The 23,737-nt window shown below is 38.7% G+C and carries 20 protein-coding genes and 1 pseudogene; 5 read left to right on the forward strand and 16 right to left on the reverse strand.

Annotation, left to right across the window (positions count from 1 at the left end):
• Positions 1-6 precede the first annotated feature (6 nt).
• Together GTQ43_RS03530 and GTQ43_RS03535 are read right to left on the reverse strand one after the other, a co-directional pair.
• Positions 7-708 (reverse strand): Uma2 family endonuclease, encoded by a 702-nt coding sequence (locus GTQ43_RS03530; RefSeq protein WP_265270829.1) that lies wholly within the window; start codon positions 706-708, stop codon positions 7-9.
• A 72-nt stretch (positions 709-780) separates the two neighbouring features.
• A complete protein-coding gene (locus GTQ43_RS03535; protein WP_265270830.1) occupies positions 781-975 on the reverse strand; it encodes a DUF3368 domain-containing protein in 195 nt (64 codons plus the stop codon).
• 150 nt (positions 976-1,125) lie between these two features.
• On the opposite strand from GTQ43_RS03535, the gene GTQ43_RS03540 reads away from it, so the two are divergent.
• The 4 genes and pseudogenes from GTQ43_RS03540 to GTQ43_RS03555 all read left to right on the forward strand — a co-directional run bounded on the left by GTQ43_RS03540 (position 1,126) and on the right by GTQ43_RS03555 (position 5,722).
• Entirely contained in the window at positions 1,126-1,362 is a 237-nt protein-coding gene (locus GTQ43_RS03540; RefSeq protein ID WP_265270831.1) for a hypothetical protein, read from the forward strand.
• Between the two features lie 19 nt (positions 1,363-1,381).
• A pseudogene (locus GTQ43_RS03545) lies at positions 1,382-1,438 on the forward strand (hypothetical protein); the annotation flags it as partial.
• A gap of 63 nt (positions 1,439-1,501) precedes the next feature.
• Positions 1,502-2,137: a hypothetical protein gene (locus tag GTQ43_RS03550; protein WP_265270832.1), complete on the forward strand. Its 636-nt coding sequence runs from the start codon at positions 1,502-1,504 to the stop codon at positions 2,135-2,137.
• A 666-nt stretch (positions 2,138-2,803) separates the two neighbouring features.
• Entirely contained in the window at positions 2,804-5,722 is a 2,919-nt protein-coding gene (locus GTQ43_RS03555) for an S-layer family protein (protein ID WP_265270833.1), read from the forward strand.
• 145 nt (positions 5,723-5,867) lie between these two features.
• Here GTQ43_RS03555 and GTQ43_RS03560 read toward each other — a convergent pair whose 3' ends face one another.
• From GTQ43_RS03560 to GTQ43_RS03585, 6 genes are all read right to left on the reverse strand, one after another.
• Positions 5,868-6,779, reverse strand: coding sequence for an alpha/beta hydrolase (locus GTQ43_RS03560; protein ID WP_265270834.1), 912 nt, complete (start codon positions 6,777-6,779; stop codon positions 5,868-5,870).
• 2 nt (positions 6,780-6,781) lie between these two features.
• On the reverse strand, positions 6,782-7,858 hold the full coding sequence (locus GTQ43_RS03565) for a DUF459 domain-containing protein (RefSeq protein WP_265270835.1): 1,077 nt from the start codon (positions 7,856-7,858) through the stop codon (positions 6,782-6,784).
• Between the two features lie 7 nt (positions 7,859-7,865).
• The gene (locus tag GTQ43_RS03570; protein ID WP_265270836.1) at positions 7,866-9,299 is read right to left on the reverse strand and encodes an MBOAT family O-acyltransferase; all 1,434 of its coding nucleotides are present in this window, start codon (positions 9,297-9,299) and stop codon (positions 7,866-7,868) included.
• Positions 9,300-9,408: 109 nt separating this feature from the next.
• Positions 9,409-9,906, reverse strand: a complete 498-nt coding sequence (locus GTQ43_RS03575) for a hypothetical protein (RefSeq protein ID WP_265270837.1) — start codon at positions 9,904-9,906, stop codon at positions 9,409-9,411.
• A gap of 158 nt (positions 9,907-10,064) precedes the next feature.
• The gene (locus GTQ43_RS03580) at positions 10,065-11,876 is read right to left on the reverse strand and encodes a lipase family protein (RefSeq protein WP_265270838.1); all 1,812 of its coding nucleotides are present in this window, start codon (positions 11,874-11,876) and stop codon (positions 10,065-10,067) included.
• A 13-nt stretch (positions 11,877-11,889) separates the two neighbouring features.
• The gene (locus GTQ43_RS03585; RefSeq protein ID WP_265270839.1) at positions 11,890-13,422 is read right to left on the reverse strand and encodes a hypothetical protein; all 1,533 of its coding nucleotides are present in this window, start codon (positions 13,420-13,422) and stop codon (positions 11,890-11,892) included.
• A 187-nt stretch (positions 13,423-13,609) separates the two neighbouring features.
• Here GTQ43_RS03585 and GTQ43_RS03590 point away from each other — a divergent pair, with 187 nt between their 5' ends.
• A complete protein-coding gene (locus tag GTQ43_RS03590; protein ID WP_265270840.1) occupies positions 13,610-16,447 on the forward strand; it encodes a CHAT domain-containing protein in 2,838 nt (945 codons plus the stop codon).
• Positions 16,448-16,568: 121 nt separating this feature from the next.
• Here the strand turns inward: GTQ43_RS03590 and GTQ43_RS03595 are convergent, their stop codons facing one another.
• From GTQ43_RS03595 to GTQ43_RS03630, 8 genes are all read right to left on the reverse strand, one after another.
• Complete coding sequence (locus tag GTQ43_RS03595) at positions 16,569-17,639, reverse strand: hypothetical protein (protein ID WP_265270841.1); 1,071 nt, start codon at positions 17,637-17,639, stop codon at positions 16,569-16,571.
• Between the two features lie 72 nt (positions 17,640-17,711).
• Positions 17,712-18,284, reverse strand: coding sequence for a hypothetical protein (locus tag GTQ43_RS03600; protein ID WP_265270842.1), 573 nt, complete (start codon positions 18,282-18,284; stop codon positions 17,712-17,714).
• A gap of 83 nt (positions 18,285-18,367) precedes the next feature.
• Complete coding sequence (locus GTQ43_RS03605) at positions 18,368-19,186, reverse strand: hypothetical protein (RefSeq protein WP_265270843.1); 819 nt, start codon at positions 19,184-19,186, stop codon at positions 18,368-18,370.
• 434 nt (positions 19,187-19,620) lie between these two features.
• Positions 19,621-20,595 carry an MvdC/MvdD family ATP grasp protein gene (locus GTQ43_RS03610; RefSeq protein ID WP_265270844.1) on the reverse strand — a complete coding sequence of 325 codons (975 nt, stop codon included), beginning with the start codon at positions 20,593-20,595 and terminating at the stop codon, positions 19,621-19,623.
• Positions 20,596-20,619: 24 nt separating this feature from the next.
• Positions 20,620-21,165, reverse strand: a complete 546-nt coding sequence (locus GTQ43_RS03615; RefSeq protein ID WP_265270845.1) for a GNAT family N-acetyltransferase — start codon at positions 21,163-21,165, stop codon at positions 20,620-20,622.
• A gap of 190 nt (positions 21,166-21,355) precedes the next feature.
• Positions 21,356-21,595, reverse strand: a complete 240-nt coding sequence (locus GTQ43_RS03620) for a hypothetical protein (protein ID WP_265270846.1) — start codon at positions 21,593-21,595, stop codon at positions 21,356-21,358.
• A gap of 331 nt (positions 21,596-21,926) precedes the next feature.
• The gene (locus GTQ43_RS03625; RefSeq protein ID WP_265270847.1) at positions 21,927-22,607 is read right to left on the reverse strand and encodes a hypothetical protein; all 681 of its coding nucleotides are present in this window, start codon (positions 22,605-22,607) and stop codon (positions 21,927-21,929) included.
• A gap of 512 nt (positions 22,608-23,119) precedes the next feature.
• A complete protein-coding gene (locus GTQ43_RS03630) occupies positions 23,120-23,716 on the reverse strand; it encodes a hypothetical protein (RefSeq protein WP_265270848.1) in 597 nt (198 codons plus the stop codon).
• Between the last annotated feature and the right edge of the window lie 21 nt (positions 23,717-23,737).

A 23,737-nucleotide genomic window follows, 5' to 3' on the forward strand; every position in this document is an offset into this window, starting at 1 on the left:
TAAACATTAGGCTTCTGGTTCAATGCCGAGCGATCGCAATTGAGCAGTCAAGCGTTCGGCTCTTTCCTCGCCAGTCAACAACAAATTACCTTGCAAATCCCACCAGCGTAACCAAGGTAAATCCATATTGTAATAAACTCCTTGCCAAAGACCTAACTCAACTCCTAAAGGTTGTATAGGATAATGTCCGCGTTCATTTGCTGTTAGTAACTGATATTGTCCACCAATTAATTCATAAACTTCTACACTGGCTTTATTCACTTCATAAATACCGTAGAAGGGAGGACGAATTACCTGCTCATAAATCCAAAATTTCCCCTTCCAAGGAGTTTTGTCTCGTTCCTGACTACCATCCCCAGAAACAAATTCTAATGCAATCAATGGGGCAATAAATTCTCGCCATAATACATAAGACCTGCGTGTTTGCCCATCTAGAGTAGGTGGTACATTTCCTACATAAAACCAGTCTGGTGCTTCTGCGCCTTTTTCTGGGGGGTCAGTTATCCGCCAGTAAATACCGCTATCTTGACCAATACAATATTGCCCATCAGGATGACGTTTTTGCAATATCGGTTTAATCGAGTCCGTTAGTAGAATGCTTTGGGGATGTTCCTGAAAGTTTTTCACGAATGTACCGTCAGACTCTGGTAGCTGCGTATGGTCTGGAAACGGGGTCAGCGCGGTGGATGGGTCAGTTGCAGAGGTCATAAGACTACCTTTGCAGGATGTAAGGGTTGTTTTTTAGTTTAGCAGTGGAAGGGGAGATGAGGCGATCGCTTACTACTCGCCAACTAATGCCAATGCTTGATTGATCACACGGTCAGAAAGATACATTCCTGATGAACGTAAATTCTCTATAATTGGTCGTACCATTGTTATTTTGCCGCGTTGCTTTGCTATCAAAACTATACCTAATGTTCCTCGTACAGGAATCCCCAGTACTGCTGCACATCTACGAGCGGCTAGATCATCCATAATTGCTTCTGTACAAGTACGGATGCTGTTGGCGAAATATTTCTTTACATTTGAAAACCCTACAAATGCTAAAGCGAGCAGACGTTGAGGAAAATGGGATGATATTAATCAACAAGCATCTACCATCACCTGCGGTGAAGGAGGAATTGAGTGATTCAACCGCAAGCCATAGACCCCATCTCAGAAGAAACAGTGCGTGTGGCTCGTGCCGCTTTCCCAAAAGGCAATCTCTACAAGACTATGAGGGATGAAATCGGTACTCTCTACAATGACCAAGATTTTGAAGCACTGTTTCCAACACTTGGGCAACCCGCTTTTAGCCCTTGGCGGTTAGCTTTGGTCTGCGTCATGCAATATATCGAGGACATGACTGACAGACAAGCCTAGTTATGCAGTTCGCAGCCGAATTGATTGGAAGTATGCACTCTCCCTAGAATTAACAGATCCAGGCTTTGATTTTAGTGTACTCTGGGAGTTCAGAGTCCGAATAATCAAAGGAAGTGCCGAACAGAAATTACTAGATATCTTGTTAAAGCAATTTAAAGAAAAAGGAATTATTAAAGAGAAAGGAAAACAGCGCACCGATTCAACCCATGTATTGGCAGCAATTCGTAATTTGAATCGCCTTGAAACTGTAGCCGAAACTTTGCGTGCAGGATTAAACGCAGTTGCTACAGTCGCCCCAGAATGGTTGCGCTCTTGGGTTTCCCATGAATGGTTTGAACGTTACGGACGTGCGTTAGAAGAGTACCGTTTACCCAAAGGGGTGACTGCTCGATATAAATTAGCTGAAACTATTGGTAATGATGGGATGCAGCTATTAATAGCCATATACGAACAAGAAACGACACCTCAATGGCTGCGGCAAATACCAGCAATAGAAATCCTCCGCCAAACTTGGGTGCATCAATACTACATAGATTATACAAATGTTAAAGACGATGAACCAGGTAAATTATGTTGGCGTAACGCAGCAGATTTACCCCCGGCAGGGCAGCATTTTGACTCTCCTTATGATACTGATGCCCGTTATCAAGAAAGGCAGAGGGCAGGAGGCAGAAGGCAGAAGGGAATACTGCCTCCTCCCTCTGCCTGTGACCGAACCGAACTTGGGTATAAAACCCCACCGTCTATACGGTGCTTACAATTGGTTGGGGTCTGAATCCCCAACGAAAAAGTTCCTTCTGCCCTCTGCCCTCAGCATAGATGCCTTCTTCAATTGAATTAAAGTTGGGGCGGCAGGCTTCTGGTTATAAAACAGCGCAAAAAGCCTTAGATAAAATGATTGCAGAGCTAAAATTTTTGGTTGACAGTCTCTAAATCACCCAAAAAGCTATTTCTAAGACAAAATTCAACATCTTCCAGACATCGCGCTTCCTTTGTTGGCAATGTGAAGAAATATTTCGCCAACAGCATCCTTTACTTCACAGAAAACAGGAGTTATCACACAATGGACACCATATTAGCAGTCAGAATATTGAGTTGAGCTAAAGTGCCAAAGGAAATTATTTAAATGTGCCAATTATCTCGTAGTCTTTTTCAGAAATTATGATTCCTATAATTGCTACTAATAGTGTTTGCTTCCTGATTCACAAGGGCTGAAATCCCTATTCTTACGTTATTTTTTAAAAGTTTGTGGTTTACTGATATTGAAGTTTGCGTAATATTACGGAAGTATTTTTACTTGCTAGTGGCAATAAAATTGTGAAAATGCAAAGATCCAAATTTTTTTGGTTCATTTGGGCGATAGTTGTATATTGCTGATTGTGGGTACTAAAAATTGAGAGTACTAAGTTTTTTCATATTGATTACCGCGTTCGGCGTGGCCGTGTCACAGATATTCACTGGCGTCCAGAACAAGGCAATAGCTGAATTTATCCCCCAAATTACCCCAGATAATACCCTTGGAAGTGAACATTCTACAGTCACACCACAAAATCAGCTAGTTGACAGAGTTGATGGCGGAGTAATTCGCGGTATAAATCTCTTTCATAGCTTTCAGGAATTCAATATTGGCGAAGGAAGAAGCGCATATTTCGCTAACCCAACAGGGATTGAGAACATTATTAGCCGAGTTACAGGCGGAAATCCTTCACAGCTTTTAGGAACCTTGGGCGTATTGGGAAAAGCTAACCTATTTTTAATCAACCCCAACGGCATTATTTTTGGGGCAAATGCCAAACTCGATGTCAGTGGGTCATTTGTAGCCAGTACAGCCAGCAGTCTGGTTTTTGCTGATGGGACAAAATTTAGTGCAACTAATCCGCAAGCCTTACCCCTGTTGACGATCAAGGTTCCCATTGGCTTGGAATTCGAGAATATACCAGGGGCTATTAGTTTACAGTCAGCGCGTCTAGTTGTGCAGCCAGATAAAACCCTGGCGCTAGTGGGTGGTAACGTCAGTTTAGATAACTCCACAATCCTAGCGCCTGGGGGTCGAGTCGAGTTAGGGGGATTGGCGCAAAAAGGCACAGTAACACTAAATCAGAATGGTAGCTTGAGCTTTCCTACTGATATAGTTCGCGCCGATGTTTCCCTAACTCAGGGTTCACAAATCAATGTCCGGGCTGGTAGCGGTGGTAGTATTGCGATCGCCACTCATAATTTAAATATTGCTCAAGGAAGTACCTTGCGGGCAGGTATTGCATCTTTTCAAGGTACTGTTAACAGCCAGGCGGGAGATATTGACATTAATGCTACAGAGGCAGTCACCTTGAATGGTACTGGTAGCTTTATTTCTAATGCGGTGCTGTCTAACGCCAAAGGTAAGGGCGGTAATGTTAATTTAACAGCGCGATCGCTCGCCGTAACTGGGGGTTTTCAAATCTTTGCTGGCACTTATGGGCAAGGAGATGTCGGCAATGTCAATATTAATGTTGGCGATACGGTACTGTTTGATGGTGTCGGGACAAATGGGATTAATACTGGTGCTTACAGTTCCATCGCCGAGGGTGGTACAGGTCGGGGAGGTAATCTCAATATCATCGCAAAGTCTCTTGCTGTCACCAACGGGGCGATTCTGGAAGCTAGTACGGTTGGGCAGGGTAATGCTGGTAGTGTGAATATTTCTGTCCGTGATACAGCTTTATTTGACGGCGAAGTTGCCGATTTTAATCAAGTATCGACCTCTGTATTCAGTAGTGGTGTATACAGTCGCGTCGATTCCCTAGCAGTGGGAAATGCTGGTACTGTCAATATCACAGCCGGAACAGTCAAAGTAACCAACGGTGCGGTTCTGACAACTAGTACGGCAGGCAAGGGAAATGCAGGCAATGTAATTATTAATGCTAGTGATATTGTCTTCGATAGCGATGGTCGCTTTAATGATAGTCCAGGATTGGGATTTTTTCAATCCAGTGGTGCCTTCAGTAGTGTAAAAAAGACAGGTCAGGGAATTGGTGGCAATGTGATAATTAATGCTGATTCTTTGTCTTTGACTAATGGTGCTGTCATCGTTACCGGCACTCGCGGCCGTGGAGATGCAGGGGATATTTTGATTAATCGGGCTGATAATGTAACTATCGCTGGCTTTGCTGGCGATGGATATTCCAGTGGACTGTATAGCAATACCGAACCCAGTGCAATTGGTCGGGGAGGAGAAATCACAGTCAATGCAGGTACTTTACGGGTGCTAGATGGAGCCGTAATCAATGCCTTAACTGCAAATCCAGGGAGGGGAGGTAGTATTGCAATTAACGCTCAGACCTTAGAAACGACTAATGGCGGACAAATTCTTACCTCTACTCGCAGCAGTGGCAATGCAGGTAATATCACACTTAACGTTTTAGATAGTATAACCCTGGCTGGTAGTGATTTGAGTTATAGCGATCGCGCTCTGAAAAATATTCAAATTGGTGTGGATACATTTACTAATCAAGGGGCTGCTAGTGGGGTACTAGCTAGTACTGATGTTAATTCAACAGGGAATGGTGGTAATGCATTTATTTTCTCCAAGCAAGTAAATCTGAGGGATCGGGGTGTAATTACTGTCAGCAGTCAAGGATCTGGAGTAGCTGGAAATATAGAAATATCAGCCGGAACTATCCACTTGCAAAATCAAGGTGCGATTACAGCAGAAACAAAATCAGCTAACGGTGGGAATATTCTCCTACAAGTGCAGGACTTGCTGTTGATGCGCCAAAACAGCTTAATATCTACCACTGCTGGGACTGGACAGGCTCCTGGAAATGGTGGGAATATCAAAATTGATGCCAGAAATGGTTTTATTGTTGCTGTTCCCCAGGAAAACAGCGATATTATTGCAAATGCTTTTGCAGGTAAAGGCGGTGTCATTGAAATTAACGCTCAAAGAGTCTTTGGATTAGAATCCCGTGAACAGCTAACTCAACAGAGTGATATTACCGCTTTTTCCCAAACCAATCCGCAACTTAATGGTGTGATTGAAATTAACACACTTGGTATCGACCCGACTCAGGGATTAGTCAATTTACCAAGTGAACCGCGTAGCGTCGAAATTAGTGAAGGTTGCCAAGTAAAACCGACTAATGCAAAACGGGTGCGGTTTGTTAATCGGGGACGTGGAGGAATACCAACCCGCCCCGAAGAACCCCAGAATGTAGAAATGTTTTTGACGAGATGGATTGATTTGGATAATAATGGTATCGAAGCTGAATTAAACAGAATTGTCGGTGAGAATTCTTCACCCACTTATACTATTCTCAATTCCTCAAATGGCGCAACGGGTACAACAACAATTCCTACAAGTTCCACTTGCCAAGGAAAATAATTAAGACAACCAAGAGACTTTTAACGAACTTAGGGGGTTTAAGTCCCCTGCTTCTATCAAGCAGCGCGTTTTGTGTCGGGGTCTAAATCCCCGTCACAAAACTTAATTACGAATTACGAATTACGAATTATTTTAATCCTGATGCCTATTGCCTCTTCAAAAATATCTTAATAGCTGTATATATTTCTCTTTTCTGCACTTTACTATAACCACCATGTTCCGCACCGCGAACAGTATATAGCTGGTTTATCACCCCAGCATTATCCAATACTTGATGGAATCGAGTTGCCTGACTGTAAGGTACAAACGTATCTTTTTCACCATGTATTGTTAAGATAGGGGGTAATCCATGACGGACAAAATTAATAGGAGAAATACTTTTAGCTAGTTCTAATTTTTGTGATGTGATTTGATTACCGAACCACTGTAGAGCAAAGTATTTTTGATGGGAACCAATAAGCAAATCGTTCACATCGGTAATACCCGACCAGTTAATAATAGTTGCAACTTTTAGAGGTTCATTACCAGGACACAATCGGTCAAATTTGGTCACGTTGGGTATAGTTCCTGCTGTGAGTGCGAGATGTCCACCTGCTGAAAACCCTGTTAATACAATCTTTTTGGTATCAAACTTATACTTTACTGCGTTGCGAATAACCCAGCGTAAAGCACATATTGAGTCTTCAACTGCTGCTGGTGCTAGTGCAGTACTGGCTAATCTATAATCGATATTAACTACCGAGAATCCCCAATCGAAATAGGGTGCAAAAAATGGCTCATCCCCGTCATCTTTACTTCCTTTTATCCAGCCTCCACCATGAATAACTATTAATATGGGACGCATACCGGATTTTTTGTTTTGATAAAAGTTGAGTTTTAGCTGATTGTTATTTACTGTATGATAAGTAATATTCCGTTCAATAGTATAGTTGATTCGTGGATTTACTGCTGTTGCAATGCTTGAGAATACTTGAGTAATTAGAAAAATACTAATTAAGTAAATAATCAGAAATTTCCATTTTTTTATACTTAATAAGTTTCCAAGTACTTTTCTCATAGTTAATTAATATTTTCCTTCTTTACAGACTTAATTTTTGGTTGTAAAACTCTATCAGCTATCATCTTCTGCTTAAGAATATCAATCAAAATTTTTGCACCATGCTCAGTTGGGTGAACCCCATCATTGATGCGAACTCGTCCGCGTTTACCAGTATTATCTGCAACGACTGGAGAAAAATTTCCATTGACAGCAAATGCATTCCAAGTATCAATAAATTCGATTTTAGGGTGTGCTTGGGCAACTTTTTTGTAAATACGGTTAAAAATAGGGAAGAATTTGTTATATCGAGCCACATTAGAGATTGGATGTCCCATCCAGTATACTTTCCGCACAGAATAGCTATCAAGCAATCTAGCATAACGCTCTACACGTTCTTCGTAGGCTTTTTCCCAATCAGGTGTTAACTCAGCCCGAAATTTTTTATTAATATCTAGAATACTTTGGTCATCATTCCCACCAAAAACAACTACCATGACATCTGGATTATTTTGTTTTATAAGTTCTCTTGTATGGGAATACCAGTCATAAAAATCAATGCGATTTAGTCCGGTTGAAATTTTGAATGCTATTATAATTTTATCGAAATCATAGTCTGTTTTTCTGACAGAATTCTCAAATGCTACACTGAGAGAATACATAATAGAATCTCCCGTAAGCAAGAAACGTTTGTAGGGTACTTGGTTTGTTAACTTTAGAGTATTTACGATTGGTTGTAATTCAGAACTTCTTGGTAAAAATAATGATTGTACGTGATTTGAGGTAGGCTGTAGTCGAGTTTTTGACTTTGCAGCTAAAAAAGGAGTTGCAAAGATTTCAGGAGATGGTTGTGGTGGTTTGACTTCTAACTTTGGTGATTCTGCAATTTCTTCTGGTTCATTTCCAAATTCTTTAATCCTATTCCAAAATTCTTGTTCAGCTTTACCAAAACCTTCAAGTTTAACTTGTTGTGCGGCTTGTTTGATTTCAGCATTTGCAAGATGACTTGAACTAAGACTTTTTAAGAACACTGGGAAATTAAGAGAAATTAAACTTGCTCCTACTAACCCAGAAAGCATTAAAAATTTAAAGTCTTGCATAGAATTTTTAGAAATTAAAGTAAATAAAAGGTGGAACGGTATTTGGCCCTAATCTAAATACGACATACAGTGTAGTTGAAGCAAATATAGTTTGCAGAATAAGATGTTTATGTGCTAAAGTTTTCTCACAAAAATGGCTGATTTTATCTCCAGCAAAATTCATAATAAAAACCATAGCAAATACTATATATAACTGCCAAGAGTTAAATTGAGATAGCTGATTATTTGAATTTAAATCAAAGACTTGCTGCAAAAAATTAATCGCTGTTTCCCAGCTAGAAGTATTGAAGAATATCCAGCAGATATTAATAAATATAAAAGTACAAAGCCAGTTAAATATAGTTATGTAAAATGCTTGATGTTGCGGATGAGACGATTTTACTGGCGCTTTTAAACTCTTGATTATATCATCACAAATATGTTTTAAAATTAAACCAATTCCATGTAAAGTACCCCAAATAATAAAATTCAAACCAGCGCCATGCCAAAAGCCAGCAATTATCATTGTTAAAAGCAAATTCAAGTATTTTTGGAAGTTGCTTTTGCGTCCGCCTCCCAATGGAATATATAGATAATCTCGCAACCATTCTGATAGACTAATATGCCATCGTCGCCAAAACTCTTGCAAGCTTTGGGCGCGATATGGCATATTGAAGTTTTGTATTGGTTGAAATCCAAGTAATGCAGAAATTGCATTAGCTAAATCTGAGTAGCCACTAAAATCAACGTAGATTAAGCATGAGTAGGCCAGAGTAGCAAGAATTAAGTCGAAGCTAGAGTATTGTTCGGGTAGCTGAAAGGGAAGTTGGGTAAAGTTAAATAGAAAGCTAGATAAAGTATATTTTTTGAATAAGCCTGAGACAATCAAAATCATTACGGATTCAATTTGATAATTATATTTTTCCTGGCTATTGAGTTGTATATAAAATTTCTCTGCCCGTGAAATGGGGCCTGATATAACTTGCGGAAAATAGGTAATATATACGGTGTAATCAAGTAATGATGGGCATTTTAATTGGTTTCTATAACAGTCAACTAGATGGGAGATAATTCTGAAGGTATAGAAGGAAATGCCAATCGGTGTGAGGATTTGTAGTGTTTGGAAGCTAGCTTGAATATGAAAGTTATTTAAGGCTGCATATAAGGAATCAGTGAAAAAGTTGTAATACTTGAAGAAACATAAATAAAGAAGATTAGTGGCAATACCAATAAATAGAAATTGTTTTTTATATGGTGTGCGTTCTATTGATTCGATAATTAGGTAGTTAATAACTATATCGATAAATAGTGATTGTAAAAACTGTAAACCCCAAAATGAATAAAAAATGAGACTGACGCATATTAAATAATATTTATAAGCCGTAACTTGTTTTTTGATAAAGCTGCCAATAGTAAAAACAATGATGAAGAATACTAAGAATTCGTAAGTTGGGAATAACATGACATTCTGTACTAGATAATGATTGTAATGAAAGCTAGGGGTTAAATTTAAATCATAGAGAAGTTATTGACATTTATCTCTACTTGATATGGGGAAACATATAATTGTTTTAATCGCAATTAACCCTGCGATTTTGATTTATTCTTAATCCTTGCCTAATTATTTGCAGTGATTTACAAGAAGGTTCAAAACTTTTATATTTTTGATTAGCATTATGCTGTATGTAAGGTGGTAAATCTTCTTCTTTAACGGGTTTACACTGACTATAAATGAGGCGCATTAATTTTAAGTCAGTTTGATGAATACGTAATGATGAGGATTGATGCTGAATATTTCTGCCAGAAATTTTACCGTCAACTCGCGTATCAAGGTTTTCTACTAAACCACAGATATTTAATTCTCTAGTTACTAGACAAGCACCGAAACATACGTCGGCATTATCCCAGACTTTGATTGTTTCACCAAGTTCGTTTTTGACTTGAGCAACCGACTTAATGTTTTGAGCAGTGTTGATTGTTCCAGCAGAAGCGGCATCTAACACGGTTAAACTGATTATCGAAGTAAAAAGCAATAGTAATTTTTGTGATTTGTCAGTTTGCACTTTCATTTATTGTGTCCTGATTGCTAAGAATTCAATGCAGATATGTTGTTGTAGGGTACTGGTATTTAAGCGATCGCACTTATGGGGTTGGAAAAATGTGATCGCTACAGCTAATGGTTGCAAAGACTAAACTGCAACTACTACCGTACCCCTCACATGTCGATTTAACGTTCCCCAACACGAGGAACATTTGCCCTATCGCTTTCATTACCAAACGGTAGGTTTACCCGTTTTAAAATTCCTGTACGGGTGTCAAGCTGAAATACATACCACACATTACCAAGTTGATCTCTGGGAACTTCAATAGCCCCACCAACAGCAGTTCCCAGGTTTTGTCCTGGGTTATCAGGTAGATCCTTGCCATTATTAAAAAATGTTACTGTCGCGCTGGAGCCTGATAAAGCGGGATCATTAACTGTTTCGCGGTTAGTGTAATTGTGGACATAAAAGCGATAAACACCGTCTTGCAATACTTGGATTCGGGTTTGCTCTGGTCCCGAACCACCTGCGGCTGGAATTACATCTCTGTAAAGGAGTGCATAAGGAGCAGAAGTTAAACTTCCCCTTTCGTCGTAGCGGATGTGAAAACGGACTGGACTATCGGCACCGAGGGATGTCGGGCCTGTGAGATGAGAATCTAAATCAAGCTGTCCAGCAGCTATGGTCTGATTCCAGTCTAAAACAACATCAACAGGCGCTTTGAGAATAAAGTCGTTTCTATCAATGAATTCTGCTTTTTGCTGAATTGAAGGTGTTATCGCACCGCTAAATTGTTGAACTTTAACTGCATTTGAGGTACCAACAGAGTCTTCTCTGGGAGAACGACCTAAATAGTATGCTGCACTACCAATGTGAGAAGAACCTCCTTGAGTGATTGCTTGCAATTGTTGTTGCATTAGTTGATTTCTCAGGTCGTACCAACCATTTTGTTGCGCTGCAATATAACGTTGGTCTTCTGTATAGCCTGTTACATGAGAGTCAATACCTGTCGGAGTAGTAACAATATCCGCTATTCCTCCTACTATGTTTTGATAGAAATTTATAATATTAAGACCACGGATATCTTGCCCAAGTTGACGATTCCGCTCAGTCAGCTTTTCATTCAGTTTTTTAATATCATCAGGTCTTTCAAATTCGTAAATTTTGCCGACTTGTTCAGCTTGCCAAGTTAGCTTTGCCCCTAAACTTGGTACAGGATCGCCTGCAATCTTAACACCAATAACTCGATTACCATATTGCTTTGCAAACTCACTGTCACCTACAGGTGGAGCGCCAAAAGTGATGGCTTGAATTCTTTCTTTTGAGTTAGGAAGTTTGTTTTCTAAAATTGCTTTGAGAATAACCGAAGCAGCTCCGCCTAAACTATGTCCTGTTACTAAGACTTCATAGTTTTCTTTATTTAGCTCACTTGCTTGGATTTCTTTTACAAGTTGCTTAAATTGGTCAGTATTTGCTATTTCATCAGCATAATCATAGAAGCCTACTGCAACCTTCGTATTTTCAGTAAAATTTTCAGATTTAATAGCACGTGCATTTGTTAACCAATCTTGAAGTTGTTCTGTTCCTCGAAGACTGATCATGTAGTATTTCTTAAGCGGACCTCCTTTACTTACTTCTACTTCCTTGCGAGCAATAATAGCTTGGGCATCGACTAATGGGATTCCAAGAGCTTTCCAATCTACAGAAACTACATCAATTTTGTCCCTGTTATAACCTTTATCCCACCCAACACCCGGTTCACTGAGAATCTTCTTTGCATTTTCACCTGCTTGTTGATCTGTATTTTGTTTATGTCGATACATAACTTTGAGAATGTTTGCTGATTCTGCGATATTTGCACATGTATAAAAATCAGCTATACAGGCGTTAACATCTAACTTTTCACCTGTAACGAGATTTTGCTGTGCTTTCGCGTATGTAGCAGGAGTTACAATAGTAGCTAGTGCGATCGAAATTGCAAGTAATAATTTTCTCATTTCTAACCTCAAATTAAAAACTAAAATTCAGCGTTCCATACAAATTCAACCCATCCGCATTAACATCGCGTTGGGTTACAGGTGTGGCATTATCTGTTAAATTGAAATACTTTGCTTGCAGTGAAAACCGACTCTTACTCGACAAAGCGTAATCGTATCCCAGACCAATGCTAAACTTGTCTCGACCTGCATTGAATAGATCATTAATCCGGTCATAACTATTAGCTTCAACATTTAAGTAATCAGCTAATAAATGAACGGTATGTCTTTGCTGTTTACCTAGTGCAACTCCCCAATCAAAACTGAGAAATAGGGCGTTACCATTGCTATTCGCAGTCTCTTTTGATATGTTCCCGGAAAGGAAATTAACTACATCATTTGGTGATTGGGTAAAATAACGACCACTGAGTTGAACTCGGTGTCGTTCAAATGGTGAATATACCAAAGTTGCATTCGCATCTAAGCGATCGCCACTGCGATAATAATCTTGTCCTCCGCGCTGTGTTAGCCCGTAATTGGTATAAATCAAACCACCAATTAATAACCAGTTGTTCTCATTGTGCTGATACTGTAATGTTGCAACTGTCTCATCACCAGGATCAATTTCATCGTTGCTCACATCTCCATTCGGATCAAACTGGCCACGAAAAATGTGACTTACCCCTAAGCCAACTACATCTTTATTGCCAAAAGCATGAGATATGCTGATTCCTGGTGCAATGTTAAAACCTTCGCCAAACCGCGTTTGCTGGACTAATGCACCGTCCATAATGGCATTTTTCTCATTTCCGACTAAAGTCGCTCTACCAGTGGGAAGATTCAGATCCAGGTTAAAACGAATAGGCCAAGAAAGTTCTTTTAATGTGTAGGCAAAGCTGGCGGAAGTATCACTTAAAGTTGAAACCTGTCCTTTGCGAGTGCCAATTTTCATCCCATCCAACAGCAAAACACCTTCAAAATTAGAGTTGATGTAGGCGGTGCGAAGGCCAACATCAAAGTTACCCTGTTGATAGGTAAAGGTGATGGGAGCTACAAATTGTGAACCGCTATTACCTAAATCGTCACTCCAATTGTAGTAATAATACTCACTAGTTACCGAATAGTTGGCTTTGGGTGAGGTAGCAGGTGGCTTGAATGGAGTTGGTTTTGCAGGTTCGGAACTAGGCGAAGCAGGCTTAGAAACATCTGTTGCGTCACTTGCTTCTGCTTCTAACTGTTTGTTTTCTGTTGTTTGGGGAGAGGTTTGGGGAACTGCGGTAGGAAAGTCTGAATTAGAAGGCGTAGTTGCTTGGGAGAGTAATTTTGTTTGGGTACTGAGAATAAAATCAAAAGCAGAGATCAGGTTGCTTTGTTCAATCTGCTGCAATGTTTGTGGTGTTTGCTTAAGAAGTTCTGCGTTTCTGGAAACATTTGCGTAGGCGCAGCCCGTCGTAGACATCGCTTCTGAATTCGATATGCTCTTTTCTGCTACGTCTTGAGCAAATGCTGATTTACTGAAGGTGGCTAAGATAAACACACAAAGAATTAGGTATAATTTTGACGGCATCCTCTTGACTGGTTAAGTGGTTCTATTTATCTAATTGGGAGTAAACCTAACCAGATATGAGGATGGGATGAATTTTTGGCAAAATTTTTGTAAATTTTATCCGCGCCAGTGTCTTTTATAGCTTTCAAGACTAGCTTTTAGAGATCGATCCCGCAGATTACACCTGAGAAATCGTCAGCGATCGCCCATGACAAAACAACATACTAAACGGCTTCGTAGGGTAGGATTTAAGTTCAAGTTGATGAGGATACGGTATCGCCTGCTGGCTATGAGTTTGATATTGGTGTTATTTGTGGTTAAAATACCGTATGTACTTGCCCAGACACCCACTCTACAAAGCAATCAAATCTCCACTGAAGTACAACAGTTGGTACGCCAGGGTAAAGAAGCATATAATTCCAGCAGCTACTCTCTAGCTATCAAGTTATTACAACAAGCATTGCAACTCGCCACAACTCGCAATGGCGATCGCACTCAAGCTCTGATCCACAGCAACTTATCCCTAGCCTATCAGCAACTTGGCGATTGGGATGCAGCACAACAGCAAATATCAGCCAGTTTGCAACTTTTACATCCCTCCCAATCAAACCAGGATTCTCCAACGCTACTCAAAATTTACGCGCAATCTTTGGATATCCAAAGTCGCCTTTGGTATGTGCGCCAAAAGCCAGAAGCCGCATTAAATAGTTTGCAACAATCAGCAGAAATCTATACACGCCTTGGAGATCAAGCTCTAAGTATTAGTAATACCATCAACCAAGCGCAAGCCTTACAAGCATTAGGGTTGTATCAACAAGCATACAATAGCCTTGAACAGATTCAGTCAAGGTTGAGTACAATACCCGACTCTGTGATTAAAGCTGAAGGATACTTGAGTTTGGGTAACGTTCTGCTGGCTATTGGTGAGTTAAAGCGATCGCAAACAGCATTGCAAAATAGTTTAGCACTGGCAGAAAACTTACCATCATCGTCAGCTAAAACTGAAGTAAAAAGCGCTGCTTTGGTTAGTTTAGCAAATCTGTTTTGGGCAAAGGGAAACTTAGAGCGCGATCGCTACACGACTCGCAATTATAATGATATCCCTTGGCAGTGCCCAGAGCGATCGCGAAGTGACTCCGTTGCGTTAGCTTCCCGCAGGGTAGGAGTATCGCTTCCCAATACTGCATTGAAGTTATATCAGAATGCAGCCTTGCAATACCAACAAGTACTAGCCATGCCATCATCTCCATCAATACAAGTTCAAGCACAGATTAATTACTTGAGTTTGTTGGTGGAAACTGGGCAATTATCCACAGCACAGGCATTATGGCACGAAATCAAACTTTCTGACTTCCCAAACGGTCGTCACGCGGTGTATGCAAAGATTAACGCCGCCCGAAACCTCGCGTGCATCTCTCAAAAAAGTGCTACAGATAGTTTTGTGTTGGGTGAAATTGATAATTTGTTAGGGACGGCGATTCAAGATGCAAAGCAACTCCAAGACTCCCGCGCTTTATCTTACGCCCTTGGTAATCGTGGTGGGTTCTATGAATATCTAGCTGTGGCAGACTTGCACAAATCACCACAGAAGTCAATATTAAAAGCGTATACAAATTATCTACTCACGAGCCAAAATCTGACGCAAGAAGCATTACTCCTCACTCAACCTATCACCGCTCCAGACATTGCTTATCAGTGGGAATGGCAGATGGGGAGAATTTTAGCAGCGCAGACAAAAGACGATCGAGCGATCGCTTTTTATCAAATGGCTGTAGAAAGCCTTAAATCTGTTCGTAGTGATTTGCTTACCATCAATTCAGATGTGCAATTTTCCTATCGAGATCGTGTAGAACCTGTCTATCGCGGATTAGTCGATTTACTATTAAAAAATAATATTAAATCAGCAGCATCTCAAGAATATCTCCAACAAGCGATCGCCAATATCGACGCCCTACAACTTGCAGAACTCCAGAATTTTTTACGCTGCAATCTGGTGCAAATACTACCCATCAATCGGCAAATTAATCCTGTTGATAACAACGCCGTCTTTATCTATCCCATCATTCTAGAAAACCGACTAGAAGTTATCTTTAAATTACCAGGAAAAGACCTAGAACACCATGTAAATTCTATCTCACGGACTGAACTTCAAGATACTGTAAGGCAACTCCGCAGCGCCATATATACCCGTAACCCTACTAAAATTCGAGCTAAATCACAAAATATTTATCGCTGGCTAATCAAACCCATCGAACCATATTTGCAAGAACATAGCAATATCAAAACTTTAGTTTTTGTCCTCGATGGCGAACTTCGTAACATTCCAATGGCAGTATTGTATGACGAAGAAAAAGAACAATATCTCATCCAAAAAGATTATGCCCTGGCTTTGCTACCAAATTCGCAATTATTTGATTTAAGTAACTCACAACTTGAAAAGCCAAGGATATTAGCAGGTGGGGTAGGAGAACAGCAAGAAAATATAGAAACCCATAATTTTTCATCCCTCAACATTGATGAATTGCAGCAAATTGCTAAAATCCTACCAAGCAAACTGTTAATTAATTCCCAGTTCACCCCAGCAAACCTCCATAAACAGTTACAGTCAGGGACATTTTCCATTGTTCATTTTGTCACACATGGTAACTTTAGTTCCGATCCTGAAGATACATATCTACTTGCCTACCAACAACTGATCAAAGCTAGGGAGTTAAATAACTTACTGCGGGATGACACAGTTAATTCCAGAGATATCAAATTGCTGGTACTAAGTGCTTGTAAAACTGCTGAAGGTGACAACAGAGCAATCTTGGGGTTAGCTGGACTTGCTGTGCGGGCGGGGGCAAATAGCACCCTTTCAACGTTATGGCAAATTAATGATAGTTCCACATCTCAATTAATGGTTCAGTTTTATACTGAACTTAAAAAAGGTGGGGTTACGAAAGCCGAAGCACTGCGTCGAGCGCAGAAAGCACTTTTATTACAGCCTGAGTATCAAAATCCTTATTACTGGGCACCGTATATATTAGTTGGGAATTGGTGGTGATAAATAATTTAACCAAGACAATCAAAAAAAACACTCAAAGACAATATTGCAGTTAGGCAGAATCAAAAAGTGAAAATTTTAAATCTTTTAAGCATGGTAATCCTTTAGTTAATGAAATAAACTAATTTCCTTTGTTTTTACCTAGTCTCTGAGCAGTGGCTAAATCTATTTGCTTAAATATTGGACTATTTATGTTTGTCAAATCAATATCGTAATAATCATCACCGCCTTCAACAGGATCGTGTTCAGAGTTTAATATATATCTACCTTCGGCAACTTTAATAAGTTTGATCACTTGATAATCTTTAGCAAAATAATTTATTATAATCTTTTTAGCTCTTTGTAAAATAGCTGGTCTAATAAAACCATCCTGAAAAGTAATAATAGAAAACCATTTATTCGCACTGAGTTGTTGAATATCTTTTTTGCCCATAATAAAATGACCAAGCTCATCTTTTTCTGGGAGACCTAATCGCGTTTTATTAGATAAAGACTCATATTCATAGACATCAAATACAACCTGAGCGATAATTCTTTTACTAGAATTTGTGCTATTACCCCATGTATTTGATTGCTGTCCTGGTTTTAAATTAGTACAGTCAGCAGCGTTAAATTGTTGAGCGATGTTGCTTTTGTCTGGTAGCTCAAATATGTAATTAAGCAATTGAGTTAGTGGCTCAAGAGATGTTGGTGAGTTTAAAGGAATATCATTTACTAAATTGACTACAAATCGTCCATTTTTGATAGATACTGGAGCTAAGTAATTTCCTTCTTTAAATAACACTTCACCACTATTAGTTTTTATCACTCCATTAGATAAAACACCGACATCAAAGCTACCATAGCCTTCACCAGTTTTAATAACGCAAACACGACCTTTAATATTGGAAGGGTAAATATGTCTAGCAGTCTCGTATCCTCCCCAGACACCAAAAAAAGGTGCTAATCCTGGTTCGGTTTTTGACCAAGCATCTATAAAAGACGCTCTAGCTTGTTTTTCTTGTGAAGTTCGCCTATCTCTTATATAATTAGCATAAGACTTATCCTTTTGCTTTAAATTTATTATCTGCCGAAATTCTTGACGTAATCTCTTTATTTCTGCATTTGTTGGCTGTCGAGTTTGGGCTAATGCTGATAACTGATTAGCCGCCAATATGATGATACTGAAACCTAAAATCAATAGCGATCGCATATTTTACTTTTCCTCTAAGAATAGATAATTGCCATACTGCTAGAACCCTGAATTTTAAGCTTATATACTGAATCATCTAGCACTTTTAATAGGAGGCTCATTAGCCATTGAAATTGCCATATTTATAACTTGTTGCTTAGATAATGCTCTAGATTCAACCTCGAAAAATAACCCGTTTTGTTCCCAAAAAACATGATGTCTATAACCAGCCGAACCACTACGCGCATAAAAATAAAACCCCCGAATTCCTGCTTTTAGATTAATTGGTTTAGCTTGACGGCGATTTTCTAATAGACTGTCATTTTCATTTAAAGGATTACCTCGGCTTACAAAGATATTTCCCATATTGCAAGCAGTCACAGAGCAATCATTTCTTGAGGCAAAGTCAACTCCAAACATACCCCCCTGATATTCATTTTGATATCCACGAACTATGGCATAAGTATTAACTCCTTCTATACCAGCTTCAGGTACAGAGCTAGGTAATCGTATCACCATATCTCTTGGCAGTTGGTTAGGAATATCCTTAAGAATTGGTTTGAATAAAGGTGCAGGTACAGCTGTAACTAATTGTGGGTTACTGAATGAGCTACCACCAAAAATCGCTAAACTAATACCAAATAAAAGTAAAATTCGTACTTTCATTGATTATCTCCTAATTTAAACAATTAAGTCTTACGCAAGGGCAAATGCTATTTTTTCTACAGAATGGAGAGAAGCGATCGCTCTCATTTTACTTCTAGACGTTTCATCAGATTAGCAGTCGTGGGTGTGGGGCGAAATGACTGTCCATTAGATAAAAATGTTAGCTGGTAGAATTTGGGTTTAGGTAAGCGGTAGTCTACACAGCCTTCATTATTACCTCTACTAGTATTCTTTGCCTCCATAGCTTCACTGACTCTCACAACTAAATCAGGAAAACCATCTTTATTGGTATCCTGAGTTAGAAAATCTTTGATTTGCACCTCATAATATGGCGGGTTGCAACTGCCTGTGTTAGAACCAACTTTTAACAGATTAGTTGTTGTGGTTTTAGTCGAGCCAATCTCCAGAGCATTAAGCTGAGTTGATAGATAGCCTTGTCCCAGATGAGAAGCTTCACAAATAAGTGAGTGACGACCTGTTCGGTTGGGGATTTTCAGACAAATATTTGAGCGAAATCCTTTCTCATATCTGACTCTAGACCAACCATTATTGGTATGGCGGAGTAAGACAGTGCCTCCCCAATTGCCAGCATGGGGTTCACAGTCACCCAAGTCAATCAATGCTTCACGAGTACCAGCTTTAGTAAAACTGCCGTAGACAACTGATGTTAACGTACCACCACTTCCACTATAAGCAGTAAACGATGGGCAGTTTTTACAAGATAGCTTACCTTGTTCTTGAGTAATATTGCCAGCACCACAAATACTTTGAGCGAGTGCAATGCCATCTTTTTGGGATGGAACTACACTATCTTTTTTAACTTCTTGTGCCAATGTTTTAGTAGCAATAATTTGAATGCTTAATAATGTGCTTACCAGTATAATCGATTTCAATATTTTCATTATCATTAGGTTCGTCTTCCCGATATAAAATTATAAATTCAACGTAAAACTGTGCTTATTTAGGATTTATTGAATTATTCTCAATATATTCCAGTCTCCACAAATGACTCCCATAATATTTAAGTAAATAACACAGTTGTAATCTGAAATAATTTCAGATTAATTTTTTAAAAAGTACCATTATTATTGACGATTAGAAAATTTTAATTAGTAAGCTTTTCTGCCGTCAGACAACCTATTTTGTCAGATGAAATGGAGTATTTGCGTTAATATACAGGATTCATTTGTACAGTCTGTAAGTCCTAGTAGTAGCGCATCTATGCTAAAATTCTGACTTCATAAAACTTTCAGAAGCTCAATTGTGTACATTTAGAGGGACTGCTTTTGCCAAAAAATTTGGCTGCTAAATACGCTACTACAGATTTCCACTTATGTCACCCCAGGTTCGATAAAAGTCTGATCATCGCATCAGATATTTGTCCTTCGGTTACATCATCCACCCATTGCCATTGCCCATTTGGATTGTTCTCTAGAAAAACATATTGCTCATCTGGTGTAACCACAAAATCCATTGCAGAGTATTCTAAGCCTTGGAAGTATGTAAACTTTAGGATTTGAGTTTTAAGATGTACAGGAATGTCAACAATTTCTCGCTTCATCTTTCCCGGAGCTAGACCTCTAAAGTCTACTCTAGACAAGTCATTATCTTGAGAGTAAATAGCAACAGGATATATATCCTTGCCTACAACTGTAACCCGCAAATCATATTTTTTATCAATATACTCTTGAAAAAGAGTAGGACAGTTTTTTATTCCATCTGCATTCTCTACAACCTCCTGATCTGATAAGAGACGTGTAAACATTGGAAAAATATGTCCATCAAGCAAAAAGTTTGGCTCATCCAAACTTTTTGTACAGACTTTACCTAGCCGCTTAACAAACTCTATTGCTCTACTAGGATTATTCGTCGTAAGTGTCTCAGGAATTTTCATATCCAGTTTTCTAGCTAGTTGTATCTGCTGAAATTTGTTACGAGACCGATGCATATTCGGCAACGGATTAACCCATCGACTAGAATCGTGAGTGCCAAAATATAATCCTCTAAGTAAAGCAGTACTTTGAGCTTTAATAAATGCAGCAATTTCATCGTTAGTATGAGAAACCTCGATTTCTTTTGGTCGGCGGAACCAAACACTTAGGACTTCGCTTGATTGGAATTTTTTATGGGAATCTCTGATAAAAACCAGAAAATTATCCCCATTAAATTCTATTTCTACATTGCTATCAAAATCCTCTGTATTAAGGCGAACAACCTCAATATCAAGACTTTTATTGAGAATCTTCCCTATAACTAAATCTGCATGAGAATCTTCTTTGGATGTAATAATTAAAGAAATATTTTTATTCATTGATATTTTTCCCAAATAAATTATTTAGCTAAAAAGCTTTCGCATAGTTATTGCAAGACGGCTTTGATCAAACTCTTCTTTGAGCATCGAATAGATTCGGGTATCTACCAAGTTCTTTGTTGCATAATTCATGGAATGCTGCCTTAAGATACCTTCAAGTTTAAAGCCTGCTTTCTCAAGCAATGAAAAGCTAGGTGTATTAAAGTCATAAACATTACAAATCACTTTATTCAGGTTCATTTCAGAAAAAGCAATTTTTAAGCTCATAAATAGACCTGCTGATCCATAACCCTTGCTAAGAAATTCTGGCAAAATACCACCAGTGAGTGTCCCTCTTCCAGTTACTTCATCTTCAATGAAAATTTGACTAAATCCATATTTTTCATTGTTACTACATACAATGTAGCGATACAGACCTTTGTATTGTCCAGAAATTTTTTGTTGTACGTACATCTGCCAATCTAAATCTTGATTTTGAAGATTTAGATCAAACAAGGAAGACCAATAATTATTTGAGAAGCAAGACAAATATAATTGAAAATCTTCGCCTATATTTGCATCTCTCAGCATAATTCCTTTAAACATATACAATTAAGATGTGAATGATCAAAATTTTTATGGTGAAATTGAGCGATACCAAAAACTATGGTATCACCCAAAATCAGTAGCCCTAAGACATTACTTAGAATTAGAATAACTAATAACTAAAGCAATGTCAGAGGTGTTGCTCTGCTTCCCTTATGAAGAAGTAGAATTTCTATCAGTCACTACCTTTATCATCATTAGATTGATCTGAATCTTCCCCTGTCGCCCAATGACCTGTCGTACCAGCAACCGTGGAAACGGTTGTAGGTTCACTACTTCCTCCCATTTCAATTATGTTAGAAGTTTGTGTTTTTGGATCATAATCCCACTTTTCAGGAAGAGGAATGTAACCACGCTTCGTTAGATCGAAATTTTCACGAACTAGCATTCCAATTGGAGTAGCAGTTTTCATCATCTTCAACCTCTATAAGGTGCATTTAATTATCTATTGGGAATACTCTCAATCAAATATGAGGGTAGTATGAGTTTTCCAAGAATTATTTTGCTGAGATTCTGCGATCGCCTACAGCACAAGCTTTACAGCTAACTAATGTTGGTCACAGGAACAATAGAGCGTCCCAAGCAATATCGGTGCGGGATGCACTTACTTAACGCTCTCTTATTACTCTCGTCAGATGAAATTTAAAACCCTATTTTCATGTTAGTTCTCGTAGGCGGACGAAAGCCTGTGTAGCCGCGACTTCCAGTCGCCTCGATTATTCTTTTTCCATAGTCATAAAAGAGCATCAATTTTTTAATCTATCCATAAACTTGAGAATTACCAAGCTGACATCCTCACGTTCTTTCAAAAGCATTGGGATGATTGAATCAACACTCTGTTTCATTTCTGCATAGCTAGAGACAGCATGATTTCTATAGGAAGGAGATGGAATTGCTTCTTGATTTTTGGGAATAGCAGGATTTAACTGACGGACTTGCGATCGCAACCTATCAATTCTGACCTGCACTTCTTTATTTTTGACATTATTCGTTGGTTTAGACTGACGCTTTAACCTAATCAGTGCTTCCACCATCTCCTCATCTAACGGTGAAGTTCGTGAAAGTTGATGACCATGCGCTGTACCACCACCAGCATACGCACTTTCTAAATCAATTGAAGCGACACGGTATTGTTGATAAAGCTGGCGATATATGCTGATACTTTGTTTCAAATCAACAGGTAAAGCAGCCATTGCCTTATCATTACGCTTTTTGTGGCATTGTGCGTAAACTATAGATGCTCTATCTGTCGCTGCGAGAGAACTATTACCAGTTTTCTTGTAATAATATTCCGCCCACGCATCCTTTTTCATTGCCAGTATCTTGTTGCAAGTTAGCCCAGTTGTATCTGAATTTGTGTTTTCCTGAGCAATAACAGGAGATGCAAAGAGTAAAAGTAAGCTTGCACCAGCTAATAAGAATTTCATTGTTCTTGATGAATCCTGATTATTTGTCCAAATAGTAAAGATGTCTTGATAGTTTTACAGAAGAGTCAATTATCTTCAAAAAATAAAACTAATTTTTTAGCAGGCTTAGTTCAATACCATCTTGAGTCATAACTTTTAATGGCAATGAATTATTATGATCCTGTCGTTGTATTTGAATAAACTGTATACCAGCCCCAGTAGACTTAACTACCATAATATAGCGATTATTTACCCATTGTATATTTTTGATTTGATAAGAAAATATAGCGTTTACCAGTCTAATGAAGTACACTAATTAAAATAAATCAGTGTATCTACTTTGGGCTTTAACGGAGAAAGTCAATATGCTTAAAGTAGCAATTATACTGCTAACAGCGATAAGCGATCGCCTAATAAATCCACATGATCATTGCATCGTTACTAGCTTGTAATCTCGCATTTTGATTTACTCTCTTTTAACTTTTATTGAATTGACAACTTATCACTATTACTAACCTTATGACCCTCATAAACTATTTCACAGATACAAATTTCCAAGCTGTAAAAGCATTTCCTACATCTAACTGACTGGTTGAAGAAGTAATACCACCAGATATACGCATATACTCAGCTGCGTCTGAATGGGGAATGACGTATTGGTTAGCAATTTTGATGTAAATTCCGATTTCAGTTCCTTCTTCATATGCTTTTTCTATTTGAAAATATGTACTTAAACGTTCATCCAAAATTGTTTTACCAGGATCGGCAGAATTTCGATATTCTTGGACAGCATCAGTACAATTTTTCACAACAAAGCTATCGTATCCATTACCACCATTACTAGTTAGACATACATTAGAATTATTCGCTGGATGAATACGAACACCTTTACCTTTGACAAATTCAAGTTTCCATTGCGTACTAATATCTCTTTTCGTATCTCTTTCCATTAAAACTTTACCCATGTAGCCAGATTCACTTTTCTTTATTGAATTATGGGTAAGACAACGATGTTCTGAGACAACACAGATTTTTACTGCACCAGTTATTTTTGCATATGTGCTTGAAGCTGTCATCGCAATAATTGTTATACCCAAAGCCACACTATTCTTAATTACTGATATTTTCATCTCAATTTATCCACATAAATG

The sequence above is a fragment of the Nostoc sp. KVJ3 genome (genome assembly GCF_026127265.1).
In the GTDB taxonomy this organism is placed as follows: Bacteria; Cyanobacteriota; Cyanobacteriia; order Cyanobacteriales; family Nostocaceae; genus Nostoc.

Bases quoted from the DNA above. Each gene is read 5' to 3' on its own strand.
- GTQ43_RS03530 (WP_265270829.1), bottom strand. From the start codon at position 708: ATGACCTCTGCAACTGACCCATCCACCGCGCTGACCCCGTTTCCAGAC.
- GTQ43_RS03600 (WP_265270842.1), bottom strand. From the start codon at position 18,284: ATGAAAGTACGAATTTTACTTTTATTTGGTATTAGTTTAGCGATTTTT.
- GTQ43_RS03605 (WP_265270843.1), bottom strand. From the start codon at position 19,186: ATGAAAATATTGAAATCGATTATACTGGTAAGCACATTATTAAGCATT.
- GTQ43_RS03565 (WP_265270835.1), bottom strand. From the start codon at position 7,858: ATGCAAGACTTTAAATTTTTAATGCTTTCTGGGTTAGTAGGAGCAAGT.
- GTQ43_RS03630 (WP_265270848.1), bottom strand. From the start codon at position 23,716: ATGAAAATATCAGTAATTAAGAATAGTGTGGCTTTGGGTATAACAATT.
- GTQ43_RS03625 (WP_265270847.1), bottom strand. From the start codon at position 22,607: ATGAAATTCTTATTAGCTGGTGCAAGCTTACTTTTACTCTTTGCATCT.
- GTQ43_RS03590 (WP_265270840.1), top strand. From the start codon at position 13,610: ATGACAAAACAACATACTAAACGGCTTCGTAGGGTAGGATTTAAGTTC.
- GTQ43_RS03585 (WP_265270839.1), bottom strand. From the start codon at position 13,422: ATGCCGTCAAAATTATACCTAATTCTTTGTGTGTTTATCTTAGCCACC.
- GTQ43_RS03570 (WP_265270836.1), bottom strand. From the start codon at position 9,299: ATGTTATTCCCAACTTACGAATTCTTAGTATTCTTCATCATTGTTTTT.
- GTQ43_RS03535 (WP_265270830.1), bottom strand. From the start codon at position 975: ATGGATGATCTAGCCGCTCGTAGATGTGCAGCAGTACTGGGGATTCCT.
- GTQ43_RS03595 (WP_265270841.1), bottom strand. From the start codon at position 17,639: ATGCGATCGCTATTGATTTTAGGTTTCAGTATCATCATATTGGCGGCT.
- GTQ43_RS03560 (WP_265270834.1), bottom strand. From the start codon at position 6,779: ATGAGAAAAGTACTTGGAAACTTATTAAGTATAAAAAAATGGAAATTT.
- GTQ43_RS03615 (WP_265270845.1), bottom strand. From the start codon at position 21,165: ATGCTGAGAGATGCAAATATAGGCGAAGATTTTCAATTATATTTGTCT.
- GTQ43_RS03620 (WP_265270846.1), bottom strand. From the start codon at position 21,595: ATGATGAAAACTGCTACTCCAATTGGAATGCTAGTTCGTGAAAATTTC.
- GTQ43_RS03610 (WP_265270844.1), bottom strand. From the start codon at position 20,595: ATGAATAAAAATATTTCTTTAATTATTACATCCAAAGAAGATTCTCAT.
- GTQ43_RS03580 (WP_265270838.1), bottom strand. From the start codon at position 11,876: ATGAGAAAATTATTACTTGCAATTTCGATCGCACTAGCTACTATTGTA.
- GTQ43_RS03575 (WP_265270837.1), bottom strand. From the start codon at position 9,906: ATGAAAGTGCAAACTGACAAATCACAAAAATTACTATTGCTTTTTACT.